The 20,413-nt window shown below is 69.1% G+C and carries 18 protein-coding genes and 4 pseudogenes; 10 read left to right on the plus strand and 12 right to left on the minus strand.

Going from position 1 to position 20,413, the window contains the following annotated elements; translation table 11 throughout:
- Positions 1 to 127 precede the first annotated feature (127 nt).
- Positions 128 to 934: a sulfite exporter TauE/SafE family protein gene (locus tag ACRXBZ_RS27735; RefSeq protein WP_433881587.1), complete on the plus strand. Its 807-nt coding sequence runs from the start codon at positions 128 to 130 to the stop codon at positions 932 to 934.
- A gap of 178 nt (positions 935 to 1,112) precedes the next feature.
- On the opposite strand, the gene ACRXBZ_RS27740 is transcribed toward ACRXBZ_RS27735, so the two are convergent.
- Genes ACRXBZ_RS27740 through ACRXBZ_RS27750 form a run of 3 tightly spaced genes read right to left on the minus strand, consistent with a single transcriptional unit; the run spans position 1,113 to position 5,039 of the window.
- Positions 1,113 to 2,471 carry a mannitol dehydrogenase family protein gene (locus tag ACRXBZ_RS27740; protein WP_433881588.1) on the minus strand — a complete coding sequence of 453 codons (1,359 nt, stop codon included), beginning with the start codon at positions 2,469 to 2,471 and terminating at the stop codon, positions 1,113 to 1,115.
- Positions 2,468 to 3,682: a D-mannonate dehydratase ManD gene (gene manD, locus ACRXBZ_RS27745; protein ID WP_433881589.1), complete on the minus strand. Its 1,215-nt coding sequence runs from the start codon at positions 3,680 to 3,682 to the stop codon at positions 2,468 to 2,470. The genes ACRXBZ_RS27740 and manD overlap by 4 nt, the downstream gene beginning before the upstream one ends.
- Before the next feature lie 16 nt (positions 3,683 to 3,698).
- Complete coding sequence (locus ACRXBZ_RS27750; RefSeq protein ID WP_433881590.1) at positions 3,699 to 5,039, minus strand: MFS transporter; 1,341 nt, start codon at positions 5,037 to 5,039, stop codon at positions 3,699 to 3,701.
- A gap of 84 nt (positions 5,040 to 5,123) precedes the next feature.
- Between ACRXBZ_RS27750 and ACRXBZ_RS27755 the strand changes: the two genes are divergently transcribed.
- Together ACRXBZ_RS27755 and ACRXBZ_RS27760 are read left to right on the plus strand one after the other, a co-directional pair.
- Positions 5,124 to 5,840 carry a GntR family transcriptional regulator gene (locus ACRXBZ_RS27755; protein ID WP_433881591.1) on the plus strand — a complete coding sequence of 239 codons (717 nt, stop codon included), beginning with the start codon at positions 5,124 to 5,126 and terminating at the stop codon, positions 5,838 to 5,840.
- Positions 5,841 to 5,886: 46 nt separating this feature from the next.
- Positions 5,887 to 6,273 carry a VOC family protein gene (locus ACRXBZ_RS27760; protein WP_168587017.1) on the plus strand — a complete coding sequence of 129 codons (387 nt, stop codon included), beginning with the start codon at positions 5,887 to 5,889 and terminating at the stop codon, positions 6,271 to 6,273.
- A 37-nt stretch (positions 6,274 to 6,310) separates the two neighbouring features.
- On the opposite strand, the gene ACRXBZ_RS27765 is transcribed toward ACRXBZ_RS27760, so the two are convergent.
- Together ACRXBZ_RS27765 and ACRXBZ_RS27770 are read right to left on the minus strand one after the other, a co-directional pair.
- Positions 6,311 to 6,628, minus strand: a complete 318-nt coding sequence (locus tag ACRXBZ_RS27765; RefSeq protein ID WP_433881592.1) for a DUF397 domain-containing protein — start codon at positions 6,626 to 6,628, stop codon at positions 6,311 to 6,313.
- 138 nt (positions 6,629 to 6,766) lie between these two features.
- A complete protein-coding gene (locus ACRXBZ_RS27770) occupies positions 6,767 to 7,351 on the minus strand; it encodes a class I SAM-dependent methyltransferase (protein WP_433881593.1) in 585 nt (194 codons plus the stop codon).
- A 130-nt stretch (positions 7,352 to 7,481) separates the two neighbouring features.
- Between ACRXBZ_RS27770 and lepA the strand changes: the two genes are divergently transcribed.
- The gene (gene lepA / locus ACRXBZ_RS27775; RefSeq protein WP_433881594.1) at positions 7,482 to 9,332 is read left to right on the plus strand and encodes a translation elongation factor 4; all 1,851 of its coding nucleotides are present in this window, start codon (positions 7,482 to 7,484) and stop codon (positions 9,330 to 9,332) included.
- Between the two features lie 378 nt (positions 9,333 to 9,710).
- Here the strand turns inward: lepA and ACRXBZ_RS27780 are convergent, their stop codons facing one another.
- Positions 9,711 to 10,361 carry a Rossmann-fold NAD(P)-binding domain-containing protein gene (locus ACRXBZ_RS27780; RefSeq protein ID WP_433881595.1) on the minus strand — a complete coding sequence of 217 codons (651 nt, stop codon included), beginning with the start codon at positions 10,359 to 10,361 and terminating at the stop codon, positions 9,711 to 9,713.
- A gap of 29 nt (positions 10,362 to 10,390) precedes the next feature.
- Between ACRXBZ_RS27780 and ACRXBZ_RS27785 the strand changes: the two genes are divergently transcribed.
- Positions 10,391 to 10,585: a hypothetical protein gene (locus ACRXBZ_RS27785; protein WP_433884160.1), complete on the plus strand. Its 195-nt coding sequence runs from the start codon at positions 10,391 to 10,393 to the stop codon at positions 10,583 to 10,585.
- Positions 10,586 to 10,630: 45 nt separating this feature from the next.
- Here the strand turns inward: ACRXBZ_RS27785 and zapE are convergent.
- A pseudogene (zapE, locus tag ACRXBZ_RS27790) lies at positions 10,631 to 10,795 on the minus strand (AFG1/ZapE family ATPase); the annotation flags it as partial.
- 163 nt (positions 10,796 to 10,958) lie between these two features.
- On the opposite strand from zapE, the pseudogene ACRXBZ_RS27795 reads away from it, so the two are divergent.
- Positions 10,959 to 11,364 (plus strand): annotated as a pseudogene (locus ACRXBZ_RS27795) (alpha/beta fold hydrolase); the annotation flags it as partial.
- Positions 11,365 to 11,487: 123 nt separating this feature from the next.
- Here ACRXBZ_RS27795 and ACRXBZ_RS27800 read toward each other — a convergent pair.
- Both ACRXBZ_RS27800 and ACRXBZ_RS27805 read right to left on the minus strand, forming a co-directional pair.
- Positions 11,488 to 11,849, minus strand: a pseudogene (locus tag ACRXBZ_RS27800) (IS982 family transposase); the annotation flags it as partial.
- Between the two features lie 100 nt (positions 11,850 to 11,949).
- Positions 11,950 to 13,416, minus strand: a complete 1,467-nt coding sequence (locus ACRXBZ_RS27805) for a helix-turn-helix domain-containing protein (protein WP_433881596.1) — start codon at positions 13,414 to 13,416, stop codon at positions 11,950 to 11,952.
- 118 nt (positions 13,417 to 13,534) lie between these two features.
- On the opposite strand from ACRXBZ_RS27805, the gene aceA reads away from it, so the two are divergent.
- The gene (gene aceA, locus ACRXBZ_RS27810; RefSeq protein ID WP_433881597.1) at positions 13,535 to 14,848 is read left to right on the plus strand and encodes an isocitrate lyase; all 1,314 of its coding nucleotides are present in this window, start codon (positions 13,535 to 13,537) and stop codon (positions 14,846 to 14,848) included.
- 264 nt (positions 14,849 to 15,112) lie between these two features.
- Positions 15,113 to 15,673, plus strand: coding sequence for a Uma2 family endonuclease (locus ACRXBZ_RS27815; RefSeq protein ID WP_433881598.1), 561 nt, complete (start codon positions 15,113 to 15,115; stop codon positions 15,671 to 15,673).
- A gap of 9 nt (positions 15,674 to 15,682) precedes the next feature.
- On the opposite strand, the gene ACRXBZ_RS27820 is transcribed toward ACRXBZ_RS27815, so the two are convergent.
- Positions 15,683 to 16,312: a GNAT family N-acetyltransferase gene (locus ACRXBZ_RS27820; RefSeq protein WP_433881599.1), complete on the minus strand. Its 630-nt coding sequence runs from the start codon at positions 16,310 to 16,312 to the stop codon at positions 15,683 to 15,685.
- Positions 16,313 to 16,463: 151 nt separating this feature from the next.
- Positions 16,464 to 16,760 carry a zinc ribbon domain-containing protein gene (locus ACRXBZ_RS27825; protein WP_433883985.1) on the minus strand — a complete coding sequence of 99 codons (297 nt, stop codon included), beginning with the start codon at positions 16,758 to 16,760 and terminating at the stop codon, positions 16,464 to 16,466.
- A gap of 42 nt (positions 16,761 to 16,802) precedes the next feature.
- Here ACRXBZ_RS27825 and ACRXBZ_RS27830 point away from each other — a divergent pair, with 42 nt between their 5' ends.
- Both ACRXBZ_RS27830 and ACRXBZ_RS27835 read left to right on the plus strand, forming a co-directional pair.
- Positions 16,803 to 17,849, plus strand: a complete 1,047-nt coding sequence (locus ACRXBZ_RS27830; protein ID WP_433883986.1) for an NAD(P)H-dependent flavin oxidoreductase — start codon at positions 16,803 to 16,805, stop codon at positions 17,847 to 17,849.
- 614 nt (positions 17,850 to 18,463) lie between these two features.
- A pseudogene (locus ACRXBZ_RS27835) lies at positions 18,464 to 18,589 on the plus strand (MOSC domain-containing protein); the annotation flags it as partial.
- 353 nt (positions 18,590 to 18,942) lie between these two features.
- Here ACRXBZ_RS27835 and ACRXBZ_RS27840 read toward each other — a convergent pair.
- The gene (locus tag ACRXBZ_RS27840; RefSeq protein WP_433881600.1) at positions 18,943 to 19,947 is read right to left on the minus strand and encodes a methyltransferase; all 1,005 of its coding nucleotides are present in this window, start codon (positions 19,945 to 19,947) and stop codon (positions 18,943 to 18,945) included.
- Positions 19,948 to 20,413: the final 466 nt, after the last annotated feature.

Consider the following 20,413-nt stretch of genomic DNA (forward strand, 5'->3'; position numbering starts at 1 on the left):
GAATGCCGCACGGCACGGTCGTCCATCTTAACAGCGCCCACCTGCGCAGATTTCGGGCGGGCGGTGCCGGGCGAGGGCTATCACATCGGCTCGGATCCGGCGTTTCCGAACCATAGGGTCAAGCCTCGTGCTCGATGCGTTGAACTGGCCCGGATTCGCCGATCTGTCCCTCGCCGGACTGCTGTTCCTCTGTGGCGGCGCGTTCCTGGCCGGGGCGGTCGACGCGATCGTCGGTGGCGGTGGCCTGATCCAGCTGCCCGCGATGCTGCTGCTCCTGCCCGGCGGCGAGGTGATCTATTCGCTGGCGACCACCAAGGTCGCGTCGATCGCCGGTACGGCCGCCGCGGCCCGGACCTACGCGAAGCGGACGCCGATCGACTGGCGGGCGGCGCTGTCGATGGCGCTCGTTGCCCTGTTCGGGGCCCTCGGCGGCGCGGCGCTGGCCGATGCCCTGCCGTCGCACGTGCTCAACGTGGTCGTGCTGGTCGCATTGGCGCTCGTCGGCGTCTACACATGGCGCAAGCCCGAGCTCGGCTCGGCGGACGTCCCGCGGTTCGAGCGACGCATCCAGTTGCTGGTGATGGTCGTCGGTGGCGCCGTGATCGGCTTCTGGGACGGCATCGCCGGCCCGGGCACCGGTTCGTTCCTGGTGTTCCTGCTTGTCGGCCTGGTCGGCTTCGCGTTCATCACGGCGTCGGCGACAGCGAAGGTCGTCAACGTGGCCACGAACATCGGCGCGCTGGCGTTCTTCATCCCGGCGGGCAAGGTCCTGTGGGGATTGGCGCTGGTGATGGCCGCGAGCAACATGGCGGGCAGCGTCCTCGGCGCGATGATCGCCGCGAAACGCGGCTCCGGCTTCGTGCGTCAGGTCTTCCTGACCGTGGTGGTGGGCCTCGTCATCAGCCTCGGCTGGAAGCTCGCGGCCGGCGCGTAGCGCGGGGCTGGCTTGCATAATGGCCTGGCGCCTCCTGGGAGAACCGCAACCGGCCCGCCGCATGATGGGCGCGGTCGTCGCCCTCGCCGGAGGGGTCTTCTTCGGCATCGCCTGAGTCAGAGCCGCTCGGCGAGGACAGCGCGCGCGCCGCGTTCCGCGAGTTGCCGGTACGTCGTCGTCACCGAGTCGCGGAAAGCCGGGTGCCAAGCGAGTTCCGGCGCGAAGATCCGCTCGACGCCGAGCAGACGGCTCGCCTCGTCGGCTGGGTTCCGCCGAGCGCGTCGCGCAGCACGCCCGCCAGCGGGTCGTCGAGCGTTTCGGTGGTCGCGATGTGCCGCATCCAGGCCGCGACCCCGAGCGCCACCCAACTCGGGTCGCCGCCGGAGGCGAGCTGTTCCGATGCCGTGTCCAGCAGGCGGGGCCCGAGTTTCTGCGAGCCGTCCTGGGCGACCTGGGCGGTGGTGTGCCGCAGAGCGGGGTTCGCGAACCGCGCCAGCACGGACTCGCCGTAATCGCGCACGTCGACGCCGGAGGGTGCAGCGAGCACCGGCGCGACCTCCGAGCCGATCAGCCCGCGGCAGGCGCCGGCGAGCAGCGGTTCGGCCACGGCTTCCGCGATCGTCGCGTGCCTGCACGCCAAACCCAGGTAGGCCAGCATGGAATGGCTCGCATTGAGCACCCGCAGCTTGAGTGCTTCCCACGGCTCCACGTCGGCGACCAGCACCGCTCCGGCGAGCTCCCACGGCGGGCGGGCGGCGGCGAAGTCGTCCTCGATCACCCACTGCCGGAACGGCTCGGCGACCACCGCCGCCTCGTCCCGCAACCCGGTCCGCGTCCGCACCTCCGCGAGGTCGTCGGCGGTGGTGGCGGGCACGATCCGGTCGACCATCGTGGCGGGGAACCGCACGTGCTCGGACACCCACGCCGCCAGCTCGGCGAGCCCTGCTGCGTCGATGAACTGCTGCGCCAGCCGCCGCAGGGTTCGGCCGTTGGCGGGCAGGTTGTCGCAACTGACCACGGTGACCGGTCCGGCACCGGTTCCGGCGCGGCGCTGCAGCCCGCGCACCAGCTGACCCACGACCGTCCTAGGTGGACGATCCGTGAGGTCGGCCAGCACTTCGGGGGCGGCCAGGTCGAGGTCACCGGTCGCCGGATCGTGCCGGTACCCCTTCTCCGTCACGGTGAGCGTGATGACGCGGATGTCCTCGCGCGCCAGCAGTTCGACCACCGCCGCCGGATCCGCGCTGCCGTCGACGACCTCGCACAGCGCGGAAACCACCCTCGGCTCTGCTGCGTCCGGCCCGCGCTCCAGCACTGTGTAGCGGCAATCCTGCGGCGCCAACAGTGCGGCCGCCCTGCCGCTGCGCTGCGTGACCCCGCAGATGCCCCAGCGCCGATCGCCCGCGGCGAGCATCGCGTCCTCGGTGAAGACCGCCTGGTGCGCCTTGTGGAATGCGCCGAGCCCGAGGTGCGCGATCCCCACCGACTCCGGTGTCGCGGAGGGGGCGGTGCGGGCCGATAGCCGTTCGCCGCTCACCAGTCGTGCACCGAACCGTCGCGGCGCCGGTTCACGGGCAGGTAGCGCGGCTCGTACGGGAACGCCTCCGCCGCCTGCTCGTCGACGTCCACCCCGAGTCCCGGGGTGTCGCCGGGGTGCAGGTGCCCGTTGCTGAAGGTGTAGCTGGTGCGGAACACCTCCGAGGCCGGTTCGGCGTGCCCCATGTACTCCTGGATACCGAAGTTCGGCACCGAGAGGTCGACGTGTAGCGCCGCCGACAACGACACGGGGGAGAGGTCCCCGGCGCCGTGCGAGCCGGTCCGCACGCCGTATAGGTCGGCGAGCGCGAAGATCCGCCGCAGGTGGGTGATGCCACCGGCGTGCGAAACCGACGTGCGGATGTAATCGATCAGCCGCTCGGTGATGAGCTGCTGGCAATCCCAGATCGAGTTGAACACCTCGCCGACCGCGATCGGGGTGGTGGTGTGTTCGCGGATCAGCCGGAACGCGCTCTGGTCCTCGGCGGGCGTCGGGTCCTCGATCCAGAACATCCGGTGCTCTTCCAGATCGCGGCCCAGGCGGCCCGCTTCGATCGGCGTGAGCCGGTGGTGCACGTCGTGCAGCAGGTGGAAGCCGAACCCGAAGCGCTCCCGCACCGCGCCAAGCACCGTCGGCGCGAACCGCAGATATGGCTCGGTGTCCCAGCGGCTTTCGGCCGGCATCGCCGACGATGCCGGCTCGTACACCTGCTGGCCCCGGTCGGGGATGCCGTAGGTCTTGTCGACGCCGGGCACCGCCGCCTGGGCGCGGACCGCGCGGTAGCCCTGGTCCAGATGCGCGGCGACGTCGTCGAGCAGTTCGGGGACGTCTTCGCCGCTGGCGTGCGCGTAGACCAGCACACCGTCGCGCGCCGCGCCGCCGAGCAGCTGGTAGACCGGTAGCCCGGCGATCTTGCCCTTGATGTCCCACAGCGCGATGTCCACCGCGGCGATGGCGGTCATTGTCACCGGACCGCGCCGCCAGTACGCGCCCTTGTACAGGTACTGCCAGACGTCTTCGATGCGGTGCGCGTCGCGGCCGATCAGCAGCGGGCACACGTGGTCGCGCAGGTAGGACGCCACGGCGAGCTCGCGACCGTTGAGGGTGGCATCACCCCAGCCCACGACCCCGTCTTCCGTGGTGATCTTGAGCGTGACGTAGTTGCGGCCGGGCGCGGTGACGATGACCTTCGCCTCGACGATCTTCGGCATGGTGCTTTTCTCCGGTTCAGTGGTTGTCGTAGCGAGGCCAGTCGGCGTATTCCTGCCCGCCGCGGCGGCTCGGTGCGGTCTCGGGGAGCCAGCGCAAACCGGCGATGCTGACGACGATGAGCGCCGTGACGTAGACGGCGACCCAGGTGAAGCTGCCGCCGCCGAGCACCAGCAGGGCCGAGGCGACCACGGTGAACGGCCCGCTGGCGAGCATCGCGCCGAACTGCCACACCACCGAAACCCCGGTGTAGCGGGCGCTCGACGGGAACAGCTCGGGGAAGTACGACGCCTGCGGGGCGTAGGTGCCGGCGTGCCCGAAGGCGAGCCCGGCGACCAGCAGCAGCGTGATCACGAGGGTGTTCCCGTTTTCCACGGCGAGGAAGGCCGGCACCACGAGCACCAGGTTGAGCACCGCGGCACCCAGGTAGGTGGTGCGCCGGCCGATGCGGTCGGTGAGCCTGCCCCAGAACGGCAGCAGGGCCAGCTCGACGATGATCGCGATGATCACCGCGTCCAGCACGATGCCGCTGTCGACGTCGTGCGCCTTGGCGTAGGAGACCAGGAACACCGTGTAGAAGGGGAAGACCGCGGCCTCCACGAACTTGGCGAGCATGCCGCCGAAGACCTCCCGGCGGTGCTCCTTGAACAGCACCTTCACCGGCGCCTGCCGCGGTTCCTGCTGTTCCTTGACAGCGCGGAACGTCGCCGATTCGGGCACCCGCAGCCGGATGTACAGGCCGATCACGACGACCACGGCGCTGAGCAGGAACGGGATGCGCCAACCCCAGGAAACGAAGGCCGCTTCGGGGAGCTGCGCTTCGAGGACGGCGAACAGCACGGTTGGGATGAGGTACGCGGCAGGCGACCCCATCTGCACGAAGCTGGCGTAGAACCCGCGTTTGTTCGGTGGGGCGGCTTCCGCGGTCAGCAGCAGGGCGCCGCCCTGCTCGCCGCCGACACCGAAGCCCTGGATCAGCCGGACCACGACGAGGATGACCGCCGCCCACAGCCCGATCTGCTCGTAGGTGGGCATCAGCCCGACCACGAAGGTGCCGAGGCCGGTCAGCAGCAGCGTGTAGACCAGCGTCTGCTGCCTGCCGATCCGGTCGCCGATGTGTCCCCAGACGAGCCCGCCGAGCGGCCGGGCGAAGAACCCGACGGCGTAGGTCGAGAAGGCGGCCAGGGCGCCGACCAGCGGGTCGACCGCTGGGAAGAAGACCTTGTTGAACACCAGGGCGGAGGCGGTGCCGTAGATGAAGAAGTCGTAGTACTCCGCGATGGTGCCGATCACCGATGCGGTGACCGTGCGGCGGAGCTGTCCCGGGCTACCTGCCCGGGATTCGAGGTCAGTCGGCATTGACTCTCCTCCAGAGTGGGATACCAGCGGTACCATACAAGCACTGGAATGCCATCCGTCAAGGGCGATCGATAAGGTGGGCCAATGGCAACGACGGCAGGCGACAAGCCCTCGGCGCGGGTGCTGGTGCACCGGGAACTCCGACAGCGCATCGTCACCCTGCAACTGCCGCCCGGGCAGCCGCTGTCGGAGAACGAGCTGGCGGCCGAGTTGGCCGTAAGCCGCACCCCGGTGCGGGAGAGCCTGCTGCTGCTCGCCGAGGAGGACCTGGTGCGGGTCTTCCCCAAGCTGGGCTCGTTCGTCGCGCGCGTCGACCCGCAGCGGATCGCCGATGCGCAGTTCGTCCGCGAAGCGGTCGAGGTCTCGTCGCTGACCGATGCGGTGGTGCGCCGCACCGACGAGGACGTTGCCGACCTGCGCCGAATCCTCGCGGAGCAGCGCGAGTCCGCCGAGGATGTCGAGCGGTTCTTCGAACTCGACGAGAAGTTCCACCAGCGCTTGCTGGCCGCCGGTGGGCACGCGAACGCCTGGCGGACCGTGGTGTCGGCCAAGGCGCACCTCGACCGCGCCCGCCGCCTCGGCCTGCGCACGGTCAGCCCGGTGTCGGCGCTGATCGATCAGCACGAGGAGATCGTCGACGCCCTCGCCGCGGGCGATCTGGAGGCCAGCGTGACGGCCCTGCGCGCGCACCTGCGAGCGGTCTTCGAAGACGTGGAGCGGATCCGGGCGACGGCGCCCGACCTGTTCGTAGACAGCGCCGACGAACGCCCGGTCCGACGGAGCGTCACCTTCCTCCAGTAGCGCCGACCGTTCGGCGGTCGGTGGTCCCCGCGGGTAGAAACGGGGCATGGAGGTCTTGAACAGCCGGTTGATCCTTCGTCCCCAGGACTGGGACCGCTCGTTGCGGTTCTACCGGGACGTGCTCGGACTGGCCATCGCACGCGAATTCCCCGGCGGCACGGTCTTCTTCCTGGGGCAGGGATTCCTGGAGATCTCGGGCCGGGGTGGCCCGGGACCGAGCCCGGACCAGGTGCTCTGGCTCCAGGTACGCGAAGTCCGAGCCGAGTTCGAGCGGCTGCGGGACCACGGCGTGACGGTCCTCGCCGAGCCCGAGCGCCAGCCCTGGGGGCTGGATGAGGCATGGGTGGCCGACCCGGACGGCATGCGAATCGTCCTGGTCGAGATCCCGGCCGACCACCCGATCCGCACCGACGTCCGCCCACCCCAGGCATGACGCCACCCCGCGCTCGAGGGTAAGCGAGAGCCGGATATCACCCACGAGCCAGGAGTCGCCGCGACCTGAGCCCAGCGACGAATTCGCCGAAGGCCGCAGCCGAGACGACGAGTACCGGTCCGGTTGGGCCCTTGGAGTCTCGAATCGCCGCCCCCTTCGGGTCTAGCGCCACTTCGACGCAGTTGGTGTTACCGCGACGACTGCTCTTGCGCCAATCCGGGGCGCTTGGCGACTTGGGGCGCGCCAATCCGAGGCGCTTGGCGACCTGGGACACGCCGAGCCCGGTGGCAGCGCGAGACCTGCGCAGCTCGGCGCCGAGTTGTCGGGCGCGCAAGGTGGGCGTGGACCTCTGCATGGCTGAATGCCGGCGCGATCCTGTCGACGTCGGAAGCGAACATTCCGATGTAGCGGGTGGTTTCACTCCAACGAACAGGACTTGCCGTGCCGGCAACCGAAATGGTCCCGGGCGGCTCTGATGAGGTCGACGTCCGGACTACGGCCGGGTGGCTCGGGTTTGGGCTTGGGTGGTGCCTCGGGCCGGTGGCTGCCAGGCCCAGGTCTGCGCGTCGGCGAAGCCGGCGGCTTGGACGTCGGCGTGGAGCCCGGCGCGGCCGCCGGGCAGCCAGCGCTCGTGGGTCGACAGCAGCAGGACGCCGCCGGGGCTTAGCACGCGGTGCAGTTCGGCCAGCGCGGTGGCGCGGTCCGGCCACAGCTGGACGTTGTTCACGCTGAGCACCACGTCGAACGCCGCGTCCGGTTGGCCGGTCTCCTCAGCAGTCCCGTCCTGGACGGTCACATTGCTCATTGCCGCGCATCGCCGGGAGGCGGCCTGCCGCATCCGCGGCGACGGTTCGATCGCGACGACGCGCGCCGCCTGCTCGCCGGCCGCCAGCAATCCCACGACGGGACCGGGCCCGATCACCAGCACCGCTTCGCCGCCGGACAGCCGGGCCAGCCGCACCACCTGCTGCTCCACCGCCGCGTTGCCGCGCGCCATCAGCGCACCGCCCACGGTGCCCAGCAGTCCGCTCGGGTGACCGAAAGCACGATCCAGGGCGAAGGCGACGAAACCGCTCATACGACCAGCTCAGCAGCCCGAAGCCGGTGGTCGCATCCGGGATGTCCCGGAGTTGGGCGCCGGGTACCGGGCGTGTCATGGGACGATGGGGTGAACCCCCGCACCAGTCGACATCCGCGAGGAACACTGAGTGAGCAGTTTCGCCGACACCACGTTCACGCCCCCGGAGCGAATCCGGAATTTCTGCATCATCGCGCACATCGACCACGGCAAGTCGACGCTGGCCGACCGCATGCTGCAGCTGACCGGTGTGCTGGAGGAACGCGCGTACCGGGCCCAGTACCTCGACCGGATGGACATCGAGCGGGAGCGCGGCATCACGATCAAGGCGCAGAACGTGCGCCTGCCGTGGACCTCCGACGGCGTCGACCACGTGCTGCACATGATCGACACCCCCGGTCACGTCGACTTCACCTACGAGGTCAGCCGGTCGCTGGCGGCCTGCGAGGGCGCGGTGCTGCTGGTCGACGCCGCGCAGGGCATCGAGGCGCAGACGCTGGCGAACCTGTACCTCGCGATGGAGCACGACCTGCAAATCATCCCCGTGCTCAACAAGATCGACCTGCCGGCCGCTGAGCCGGACAAGTACGCCGCCGAGCTGGCGCACATCATCGGCTGCGAGCCGGAGGACGTGCTGCGGGTGTCGGCGAAGACCGGTGAGGGCGTCGCAGCCGTGCTGGACGAGGTGGTCCGGCAGATCCCGGCGCCGCAGGGCGCCGTCGACGTGCCACCGCGCGCGATGATCTTCGACTCGGTCTACGACACCTACCGCGGTGTGGTCACCTACATCCGGGTCGTCGACGGCAGGATCACGCCGCGGCAGCGGATCCGGATGATGTCCACCGGCGCGACCCACGAGCTGCTGGAAGTCGGCATCATCTCGCCGGAACCCAAGCCTTCGGCGGGGCTCGGCGTCGGCGAGGTCGGCTACCTGATCACCGGGGTGAAGGACGTCCGCCAGTCCAAGGTCGGCGACACGATCACCGCCGAGCGCAAGGGCGCCGAGGAGCCGCTCAGCGGCTACCGCGAGCCGAAGCCGATGGTGTACTCCGGGCTCTACCCGATGGACGGCACGGATTACCCGCTGCTGCGCGAGGCGCTGGACAAGCTGCAGCTCAACGACGCGGCGCTGACCTACGAGCCGGAGACTTCCGGGGCGCTGGGCTTCGGTTTCCGCTGCGGTTTCCTCGGGCTGCTGCACCTGGAGATCACCCGTGACCGGCTGGAGCGCGAGTTCAACCTGAACTTGATCTCCACCGCGCCGAACGTGGTCTACGAGGTGCAGATGGAGGACGGTTCGGGGTTGGTGGTGACCAACCCGTCCGACTGGCCCGAGGGCAAGATCAAGGACGTACTCGAACCGGTCGCGAGATGCACGATCATCGCGCCGTCGGAGTTCGTGGGCACGATCATGGAGCTGTGCCAGAGCCGGCGCGGGCAGTTGTCGGGCATGGACTACCTTTCGGAGAGCCGGGTCGAGCTGCGCTACACGCTGCCGCTGGCGGAGATAGTCTTCGACTTCTTCGACCAGCTGAAGTCCCGGACCCGCGGTTACGCCTCGATGGACTACGAGGAGTCCGGCATGCAGGCGTCGAACCTGGTGAAGGTCGACATCCTGCTGCAGGGCGAGCCGGTGGACGCGTTCAGCGCGATCGTGCACCGCGACGCCGCCTACGCCTACGGCACGAAGATGGCTTCGAAGCTGCGCGAGCTGATCCCGCGGCAGCAGTTCGAGGTGCCGATCCAGGCGGCGATCGGGTCGCGGATCATCGCCCGCGAGACGATTCGCGCGATCCGCAAGGACGTGCTCGCCAAGTGCTACGGCGGTGACATCAGCCGGAAGCGGAAGCTGCTGGAGAAGCAGAAGGAAGGCAAGAAGCGGATGAAGACCATCGGCCGCGTCGAGGTCCCGCAGGAAGCCTTCGTCGCCGCGCTGTCTACCGATGAAGCCAAGGACGACAAGGCCAAGGGCAAGAAGTAGCGCCCCGCCCCTGAGCCTCGGTGAACGCCGTGCCCGCACCCGGCCGGGATGGCGCGCGGCCCAGTCGTGTCCAATTAGGACCACCGCGTCCAGGCGAAGTGCGTCGAACCAGGCGTCGAGGTAGCGGGCGTGATCGTAAGGTGTAGTCGATGTTCGGCTTGCCGGAGTCGCCCATGCCGATCAGGTCCGGTGCCAGGCGTCGGCCGGGATCGCCCACCGCAGGCAGGACTCGTCGCCACAGGTACGACGACGTGGGGTTGCCTTGCAGGAAGACGATCGGCACGCCGGCGCCGATTTCCCGGTAGAACATGGTCGAGTCGAGAACGTGTGCGACAGGCATGGTTTTCTCCGTGCAGGTTCGGATCGTGTTGCTGGCGGTCACTCGAAGGCCGCGATGTTGCGCGCGACCCATTCGGCGAAGGTGCGGGCCGGACGGCCGAGGAGCCGTTCGACGTCAGGGCTGACCCGCTGCAGGGCACCTGGCGAACCCAAGATGTCGAGGGTGCGGTCGACGATCGGTTCGGGCATGAAGCGCGTCAGCTGCGTTTTGGCTTCCGCCCGGCTCTGCTCGACGAAGCGCACCGGCTCACCCAGCGCCTCGCCGATCGCCGCGACCTGCTGCCGGGTAGTCATCGGTGCCGGCCGGGTCAGCTCGTAGATGCGGCCGGCGTGGCGGGTGTCGCGCAGCGCGACGGCGGCGGCCTCGGCGATGTCGACCGGATCGATGGCGGACAGGCCGACGTCGCCGAACGGTGCGGCGACAGTCCGTTGTGCGCGAACCATTTCGGCCCACTGCAACGCGTTGGAAGCGAAGTTCTCTGGCCGCAGCATGGCCCATTCCAGGCCCGAGCGCGTCACCGCGTCCTCGAATTCCGGCGAGTGGTGCCGCGTGCCGAAGCCCTGTGAGGACAGCAGGACGACCCGCCGAACACCGCCGGCCCGCGCGACTTCCAGGACTGCGTCGAGGTCGCCACCGGCCGCCGCGAAATCGCCGGAGGTCAGCAGGAAAATGGCGTCGGCGCCAATCAACGGCCGACTTGAGGTTTGCCGGCTCTGCCATGTCGACCTGCTGGTGGCGCACGCCTGCCGGCACGTCCTGGGCAGAGATCCGCCGGCTGGCGGTGCGTTCGACATCGGTGCCGTTCGCCAAGGTGTCGGCGATGCTGTGGTCGGTGAGCACGTGCGTGGTGATGTCTCTGTCGCACAACACGTCTACGACGTTGGCGAAGCGCTGCCACGTGTCCGGGCTGTAGTCGGCAAGCTTCGGCACGCCGCTGATCACCCACGTCGAACTGCTCGGCGACCGCGAGGTAGCCCGGCGTTGATGTCGCTGTGGCGCAGAGTTCGGTGAAGTCGAACCACGCCAACCGATCGCGCACTGCCAGCGTTCGGAGGTCGCGGCCGTTGATGCGCAGCTTGGTCTGTCGCGACGTCTCGGGTAGCCGGCCGTGCGGTGTCCACATCGGGCGGTTGGGTGTGCGCGGTGCAGGACCAAGGCCCGTGAGCGGTTTTCGGTGCTATGGCGCCCAAAATCACTCACGGCCAGGTGGCGGCCTTCGCCGCGGCGGCGCGTGGGGTCAGTAGCGGAAAGTCAGGCCGCGAGCGTCCGCGACGGCGGCCCGGCCTGTGTACCAGCGGGGGCTCGGCGAGAGCGCGCTGGACGGTTCACCGGCGCGGAGCCTGGCGGAGCCGGGCAGAGCCGGGGCAGAGCCGGGGCAGAACCGCCGCACGGCCGAGCACCCGAGCCTCGACCTCGCGGCCGCCGACATCCTGGCACTGCTGGACCGGTCAGAGCTGCCGCAGGTCGTCCTGGGCGGATGCTCGATGGGCGGCTCCGTCGCGATGGCGGTGCCGCGGGCCGCGCCGCAACGGGGTCGCGGGTCTGCTTCTCGTCGACACCAAGGCTGTCGCTGACAACGACGAGCAGCGTGCCAACCGCCTCAAGGTCGCGGATCGATCGGAACGCGAGGGCACCGCGCGCTGGCTCGCGGAGAGCACCCTCCCGAACCTGCTGGGAAGCACGACGCACGAGTGGGTGTTAGTGATCGAAGGCAATGAATGATCGTTTGCTGGTCGCGCCGGTTGTCCAGTTGTGCCAGATGGCGGCGGTCATGGCCAGTAGGCGTTGGGCGATGGGGGTGAACACGCCTGCTGGGGACATCCCGCAGGGCACAGCAGTGGCGTCGGTGATCCACAGGTCGTCGAACCAGGATGGGCAGCACGCAGCCACGGTCCAGACTGCCTACGCGGCAACGGTTCCGCTGCCCGTAAACGCTTGTTGTAGCCGGAATATTTCGGCAGATACGGGGACATAGCGCGCCACTGCGGATCACTATGGATGTGCCGGATCCAGCGACGCTCCCCGTGGTAGCGCAGCAGGACCTGGGTCACGGCCAGCGTAATGAGCTCACTGTCGGTGAGTAGCGGTTGACGACCTCGCCCTGTGCGGGCGGGAACAACGTGGTCGTCGACGAGCACGTAGAGTGCAGTCAGGAAGGTGTTTAGTTCTTTATTCACACATTGATCTTGGACACCCTCGTCTGCGGGTTGCGTGCGATGTCCGGTGGGCGGCGATTTCGCGCGAAATCGCCGCCCACCAGCGGATGTCCCTCGGCACTCAGCCCTGGTGTGCTTCGACGAACGCGTACACGTCGGCCTCGTCCACGCCGGGGAAGGTGTCCGACGGCAGTGCGGCGAGCACGTGCGAGTGGGCTCGGGCCGACGGCCACACCATGCCTTCCCAGCGGCTCGCGAGATCCGCGGGCGGGCGCTGGCAGCATTCGCCGTTCGGGCACTTCGACTTGGAGTGGTTGTTGGTGTCCCGGCCCCGGAACCACCGCGACTCCGTGTAGGGCACGCCTAGGGTGATCGCGAAATCCCGCCCGCGGCTGGGGTCGACGTGCGCGACGCACCAGTGCGTGGCACCGGGCTTGTCGGTGTACTGGTAGTAGGTCGAGTAGCGGTCCGGGGATGCGAACACCTGGCGTCCCGCCCAGTACCGGCACATCCGCTGCCCCTCGATGGCGCCTGTCGGGTCGGTGGGGAAGACCAGCCCGTCGTTCTCGTACGCCTTGTAGATGATGCCGGTCTCGTCGTTGCGCACGAAGTGGCAGACGAGGTCCAGGTACTGGGTGGCGAGGTTGGTGAACCGGTGCGCGGCCATCTCGTAGGACACGGAGAACACATCGCGCAGGTCCTCGACGGCGAGGTCGCGCTCGGCCTTCGCGTCCTGCAGGAACGGCACGGCCGTCTGCTCGGGCACCAGGACCGCGGCGGCGAAGTAGTTCGCCTCGACGCGCTGCCGGAGGAAGTCGGCGAAGTCGCGGGGCTGGCGGTGGCCGAGGCTGAGGTGGCCGAGGGTCTGCAGCAGGATGGTCCGCGGGCTGTGCATGCCCAGCGATTCGCGACGCAGGAAGATCCGCCGGTTCTTCAGGTCGGTCACCGAGCGCACCGAGCGGGGCAGGTCGGTGACGAACCGCAGCCCGTAGCCGAGGTGCGTGGCGATGGACTGGATCAGGCCCTCGGACAGCGGGCCGCCGTGGTAGCCGACCTTGTCGAGGATGCCGGCAGCAGCCTTCTCGATCTCGGGGAAGTAGTTGCCGTGCTCGCGCATCATGCCGCGCAGTTCGGCGTTGGCTTTGCGGGCCTCTTCAGGGGTGGCGACCTGCTTGGTCTCGCGGCGCTTGAGTTCTTCGTAGAGCGCGAGGACGTGTTCGAGGGCTTCGGTGGGGACGCGTTTGCCGGCCTTCAGCGGCGGCACGCCCAGCCGTTGGTAGATCGGGTCGAGCTGCGCCTTCTCCACGGCGATCTCCAGCTCGGCGCGCCGGTTCGGCGGCTTCTTGGACAGCAGCTCGTCGACGGAGCTGCCCAGCGCATCCGCTAGTGCGCGCAGCAACGACAGCTTCGGCTCGCGGTGGCCGTTCTCCAGCAGCGACAGCTGCGACGGCGCGCGCCCGACCCGTTCGCCCAGTTCCACGAGGGTGAGCCCGGCTGCCCGGCGCAAGTGCCGCAGCCGCTGACCGAAGACCAAAAGGTCGTGTGCTGTTGAAAAACTACGGTCTTCTTCCGTAGCAAACTCCGTCATGGCGTTGATGCTAGCAGAAAAAACGCGAAAATTACCTCGAAATACTGGTCGTGTTTCGCTGGATGGGGGTCAAGACTGGGATCAACAGGCCGCAGGGCGATCTCGGAAGGGGAACATCATGAGCATCCGCGAGCAGGCGAAGCAGGCCGTCGAGGAGCTGCAGCGTGACTGGGACACCAACCCGCGTTGGCAGGGCATCGAGCGAACGCACTCGGCCGAGACCGTCATCCGCCTCCGCGGTTCCGTGCGCGAAGAGCACACCCTCGCCCGGCAGGGCAGCGAGCGGCTGTGGAAGCTGCTGCACGAGACCGACTACGTCAACTCGCTCGGCGCCCTGACCGGCAACCAGGCGGTCCAGCAGGCCCGCGCCGGTCTGCAGGCCATCTACCTGTCCGGCTGGCAGGTCGCCGCGGACGCCAATCTGGCCGGCGAGACCTACCCGGACCAGAGCCTGTACCCGGCCAACTCGGTCCCGGCGGTCGTGCGGCGGATCAACAACGCCCTCAAGCGCGCCGACCAGATCAACTGGTCCGAGGCGCTGGACCCGCAGGGCGCCGGCGGCGAGAGCGAGGACATCCATTGGCTGGCGCCGATCGTCGCCGACGCCGAGGCCGGTTTCGGTGGCGTGCTCAACGCCTACGAGCTCATGAAGGGCATGATCGCCGCTGGCGCCGCAGGCGTGCACTGGGAGGACCAACTGGCCTCCGAGAAGAAATGCGGCCACCTCGGCGGCAAGGTGCTCATCCCCACCGGCCAGCACGTCAAGACGCTCAACGCCGCGCGCTTGGCCGCGGACGTCGCCGGCGTCCCGAGCCTGGTCATCGCCCGCACCGACGCGCAGGCCGCGACGTTGCTGACCAGCGACATCGACGAGCGCGACCACCAGTACGTCACCGGTGAGCGCACCCCGGAGGGCTTCTACAAGGTGCGCAACGGCATCGAGCCGTGCATCACCCGCGCCCTGGCCTACGCGCCGCACTCGGACCTGATCTGGATGGAGACCTCGACCCCGGACCTGGAGGTCGCACGCCGGTTCGCCGAGGCCGTCAAGGACAAGTTCCCGGAGCAGATGCTGGCCTACAACTGCTCGCCGTCGTTCAACTGGAAGAAGAACCTCGACGACAGCACCATCGCCAAGTTCCAGCGCGAACTCGGCCACATGGGCTACAAGTTCCAGTTCATCACGCTGGCCGGTTTCCACGCGCTGAACTACAGCATGTTCGACCTGGCCAAGGGCTACGCGGCGGACGGCATGACGTCCTACGTGGACCTCCAGGAGCGCGAGTTCGCGGCGGAGGACCGCGGCTACACCGCGACCCGCCACCAGCGCGAAGCGGGCACCGGCTACTTCGACCTGATCAGCACCGCGGTGAGCCCGGACTCCTCGACCACCGCGCTGGCCGGTTCGACCGAGGCGGCCCAGTTCCACTGATCTCGCAGACCAACTGAATCCGTGGTCGGCGCGTGGGTAGCGCGCCGACCACGCCCCAGACGCACCAGCGGCCCTGTGGCGGGGTGTCAGAAAATCGCGATGGTGCGAGTGGGCGGGAACCCAGGCGTCGGGTTCCCGCCCACTTTTTCGTTCCCCTTTCCGGTGATCATTGGCGGCGACTGTATCTGTTCGGGCCCTTCGCTCCTCTTTATTTGCGGGACTCCGAAAACCTCGGGGCCCGCAAGCGAGTGGAGGGAGCAAGTGATGTCGATCGATCTTGGCGGGCGCCGGTTCACGGTCCAGGACCTGGAGGCGTTTCCGGAGGACGGCCGACGGTACGAACTCGTCGACGGCGAGCTGCTGGTGGGCCCGGCACCGGGCTGGCCGCACCAGGAGGCGCTCGGTGCCTTGTTCGTCCGCCTGCACCGGGCGAGCCCGCCCGATTACCGGGTGCTGTCCGCGCCGTTCGCGGTGCGCCAGGACCTGTGGACCGAGTTGCGGCCTGACATCCTGGTCGCGCGCTACGAAGACCTGACGCTGAAGAACTTGCGGACCGCACCGGTGCTCGCGGTGGAGGTGGCGTCGCCGAGCAGCCGGTTGAACGACATCAGCCTGCGGAAGGCTGCCCACGCCAGGCTGGGCACCCAGCACTTCTGGCTGGTCGACCCGGATCTGGAGGTGCCGTCGGTGACGGCTTGGGAACTGGTCGGCGGCAGCGAGTACCAGCGGGTGGCGCGGGTCGTCGGGGACGAGCTTTTCGAGCCGCAGCGACCATTCCCGCTCCGCTTCGCCCCGGTAGACCTGGTCGCGGGGTTGCGGCTCTGACTCGGGTCGTCAGCGGTCGACCGGCCGCCACATGCCGTGGACGGTGAGACCACCGGTGATCGGGTACTCGTGGATCACGCGGAATCCGAGCCGCTCGAAACGCGCGACCCCGAAGTGCGTCGTGGCTTCCAGGTAGATCGGGGTGTCGTGGGCGTCGGCGCGCGCCAACCCGGATTCCAGCAGGGCGGGGCCGAGCCCGCGGCCGCGGGCCTGCGGAGCCGTGCCGATCGCGGCCAGGTGCCAGTGCGGTTCGTCCGGCCGGTGGCTGTCGGTGGCGTTGAACGCCTCGATCGCCCGCGCGGTTTCGGGAAGCCGCCAGCGGAAAACCGACAGCAGCGCCGGGAGGTGCGCGAGGCGTCGACCGAGCGGTGCCGTTCGGCTGCCCGGCCGGTCCCAAACCGCGACTGCCGCCGGGTGTCCGTTCAGTGCGGCGATCTCGGTGCCGTGGTCGAGGTGGTCTTGCTTGAGCAGAAGGGAGAACAGCGCACGGAGCTTGGTTTCTCGCTGCGCCTGGTTCGGCAGCAGCCCGGCCATCCGGGGCTCGTCGCGGTATGCCGTGCCGAGCAGCTCGGTGAGTTTTGCGGTGTCTTCGCCGCTGGCGGCGCGGAGCACGAGGTCATCGCGCGTGGTGGTTCGCATGGGGGTGCCTTTCCGATCAGCTCCTCAATTCCAGTTATGCCCGGGTGAAAGGAGGAATGCCGTTGAAAGAGTGCCGGATCACGCACAAGTCAACTTCTCGGCCCTGAAGGGCCGAGCTTGCGGCTAGCTGAGGCTGCCGCATCTTGATCGGCTATGCGCCGACCGGGACGCGTGACTCACGCCCCGCGTTCCACACAGCATTGCCCCGCTCGGCGATGTTGCGGGAAGCGTTCCGGTCGGCGTGCTGAGCGTGGCCGCACGATCGGCAAGTGAAAGACTCCTGCGAAACACGGTTCTTCTGGTCCGTGTACCCGCACTCGGCGCACATCTGTGATGTGTACGCGGGATCGACGTAGACCACCGGCACCCCAGCTATGTTGGCCTTGTAGACGATGAACTGCCCAAGCTGGTCGAACGACCACCTGGCCGGGGTTGTGGCGTGCGCGATGCTCTGATGCGCTCCCGGTGGGGCTGGGGCTACCGTCGAAACATGATCGCAGAGCGACGAATTCCGCTGATCGCGGCGCCGATGGCGGGCGGCGTCTCCACACCGGAGCTGACCGCGGCGGTGAGCGCTGCGGGGGCCTTCGGTTTCCTGGCCGCCGGCTACCTGACGGCGGATGCACTGGCCAACCAGATCGCGGGGGTGCGGGCGATCACGTCGGAGCCTTTCGGCGTGAACCTCTTCGTCCCGGGTAAGCGGCGGGACCACGACCTCTCCGACTACCGGACGCGGGTCGAGGCGGCGGCCGCGCGGCACGGGGCCGAGGCGGGCTCGCCGAGCTGGGACGACGACAACTACCCGGCCAAGGTGGAGTTGGTGATCGCCGAGCGGATCCCGGTCGTGTCGTTCACCTTCGGGTTTCCGGACAGGTCCATTGTGGATCGACTGCGCGAGGTGGGGTCGCAGGTCGTCGCCACGGTCACGACTCCGCAGGAGGCGCGTGCTGCCGCGGATGCGGGGGCGGACCTGCTGTGCGTGCAGGGCATGGAGGCTGGTGGGCACCGTGCGGTGTTCAACGACGACCCGGCGCTGCCGGGCGGCGGGTCACTGTTCGGCCTGCTGGCGGCGATCCGCGTGGTCCAGGCGGAGGTCGACCTGCCGATCATTGCGGCGGGCGGTCTGGTGCACGGTGCTGATGTCGCGGCGGTGCTGTCCGCGGGTGCGGTGGCGGCCCAGTTGGGCACTGCGTTCCTGGTGTGCGACGAGGCGGGCACGCAGCCGACCCAGCGTGCAGAAATCGCCGCGGGGCAGCGGGAAACCGAGCTGACGCGCGCGTTCAGCGGACGCCCGGCGCGGGGGCTGGTGAACCGGTTCCTGGCCGACAACGGTGACGCCCCGGCGGCGTACCCGCAGCTGAACAACCTGACCAAGCCGATGCGCGGTGCCGCGGGCAAGGCCGGCGACCCAGAACTGATGTCGCTGTGGGCGGGCCAAACTTATGCCCAGGCGCGCCCGCTGCCGGCAGCGGAACTGGTGCGTCGCCTGACCGAAGAAGCACGCCAAGCACTGCAGCAGGCCAGCATCCGGCTGTAGCAAACGACCGAGATCGCGTCCCCGGACAACCGGACGCGATCAACCGAACACTGCCGCGCGGCAGCAATGGGGAGGGCGGGGGAGGGCCCCGAGGAAACCCGCGCGGCAGCGGGCGAAAGGCGGTGGCGCTGCTCGGCGTTTGGCTCGCTGGGCGGTTGCGACCGCACGCGTCAGGCATGCGTGGGCGGGGTCGGGGAGCCGCTGCTGTCGAGGGTGCCACGGGTGGAAACTCGATCACAAGTAAGCGTGGGCGGGTTACCGCTGGGCGCCTCGTGCTGGACTTGACGCGCTTGCTCCCCACGAATAAATCCGGGGGCCTCCGCACTACATTCCTTCGGTGAACCTGGCGGTGGTGCGGACCGGGGATTGGACCGGTCGGGTCGGGCGCGGCGGCATCGACAAGGCGCCCGGCGGAGCAGCCGGCGCGATTCGGGCAGGTCGGGGGTGCGTGGCGACACCGTGTGCGACCCGAAGCACCACGGGGCCTGGTAGCAGGCTGCTTACGCGTTCGACCGCGAGGAGCTCGCGTACTGGTCGAAGGAACTGGGCCGCGAGCTGGTTCCCGGCAATGCCGGCGAGACCTCACCCTGGCTGGTTGCGACAGCAGTTCCGCGGTGATCGGCGAGCGGTGGCGGGCCGGGGGGGTGCTGCGGGTGACGGGTCCGCGCAGGCCGTGCCGGGTGTTCGCCGGGTTCTGGGATGTCCAGGGGCTGGTCAAGCGGTTCACCGAGCACGGGCGGACCGGCGGGTACCTGGCGGTGGAGGAGCCGGGTGAGATCGCGGTGGGTGACGCGGTCGAGGTGATCTCCCGGCCCGGGCACGGGTGCAGGTGGCCGAGGTGTTCGCCCTCCAGATGCACGGCCGGGCCGACCTGGCCGAGCACGTCGCCGGTGGGTTGGACGACCTGCCGGAGAAATGGCGGAAGTCCGTCGCCGCCAGCCTGCAGCGCTGTTGAGGCTGCTCTTCGCCTTTGAAGCGCCGAAGGGCCCGCCGCGGACGTCGTCTGGCGAGGGCGGCTGGACATGCACAAGTCGAGGGAGCACAGGCGGTGTCCGAGGCCCGCTCCCCGCGCCTTCGCGTAACGAAGCCGGCGCTACCGTTCGGGGCGGCATTCGATGATGGCGTAGCCGTTGTCCATCGGGGTGAAGTCCTCGACGGTCAGCCCGGCCGCCGCGGCTACCTGCTGGGTGCGGTCGAGATCGCGCATCCGGCCGCCGGCGTAGATCATCATCCGCAGGTCCATCTCGGTGAACAGCGCCATCCGGTCCTTGTCGGGCAGCAGTTCGATAATCAGCAGCCGCCCGTCCGGTTCCACCGCCTGCCTGCAGTGTTCGAGGATCCGGATGGCGTCCTCGTCGTCCCAGTCGCCGAGGACGTCGCAGATCACCGCGGCGTCGGCCTGGATGGGCAGCGGGTCGAAGAAGCTCGCGGTGACCACCTCGCCGCGTTCCGCGACCCCCTGTTCCTGCAGGTAGTCGGCGGCGTTGCGGGCTGGGCCGATCAGGTCGACGAGGATGCCTCTCGACTGCGGGCTCGTCCGGAGGATCTCGGCGAGCAGCACGCCCTTGCCGCCGCCGACATCGGCGATCCGCGCGTATGCGCTCCAGTCGTGCGCGGTGGCGATCAGCGGAGCGATCCCGTACGTCTTGGTCTCCATCAGCGAGTCGAACGAGTCCGACAGTTGCGGGTTGTGCGCGAGGTCTTCCCAGAAGGACCGGCCGAACGCGGCCGGGTAGGCGGGGTGGTGGCCCCGGACCTGTTCGATGAGCTCGACGAAGGCGAGGTCGGCGCGGCCGACTGCGCCGTCGAGGTCCATCCAGGGTTGTGGGCCGTCAGCCAGGTCGCTGCGCAGCGCGTCCGAGGCATCGTTGGGGCCGAAGACGTCCGGCTCGGGTTCGGTGAACATGCCGTGGTGCACCAGGAATCGCAGCACGCGCCCGAGCGGGTCTGCCTCTGCCTTGCAGAGGTGCGCGATCTCGGCGAGCGGGAGCGGCCCGTCCTTGACCACATCGGGCACCCGGAGGGTGGCCGCGGTTCGAACTGCGAACGGCGTGGCCAGGTCCGCCATTGCCCAGATGCCGGGTGACTCGGGAGGCATGCGTTGCAGGGTAAGCCCGTGACGCCTGCTCAGCGCGCCGCGATCCGGACCGGGCTCGGACGCGGTTCCGGCCGGTTCCGGCTGTGCCTTGTGGACGCTCGCCGCCGCCACGCGGTGGAAGGGAGCTCGTCTGCCGCGAAACCGTTGGTCTTGAAGGGAAAGCCCGCGATCCGCGATGTGCGGCCGATATGAGTCCTTCGGGCCGCCGTGGCGGCCTGAAGGACTCGCAGATTCGCTAGAGCCCGAAGACGCCTTCGCTTCGCGCTCGGCGCTCTGGGGTTGCCTTGCCGCACGTCCCAGGTCCAGAACTCGACGATGTTGTGGTCCGGGTCGGGCACGTACGCCGAGCGGGCATTGCCCGGGCTGAACTCCAGTTGGCAACCTGCACGCCGTGCGCGCGAACCCGTTCGACGGCCGCGTCGTATTCGCTGTCGCTCACTGGCAGCGCGTAGTGGACGTGCACGCC

Source organism: Saccharopolyspora hattusasensis, from assembly GCF_050972075.1.
GTDB lineage: Bacteria > Actinomycetota > Actinomycetes > Mycobacteriales > Pseudonocardiaceae > Saccharopolyspora > Saccharopolyspora hattusasensis.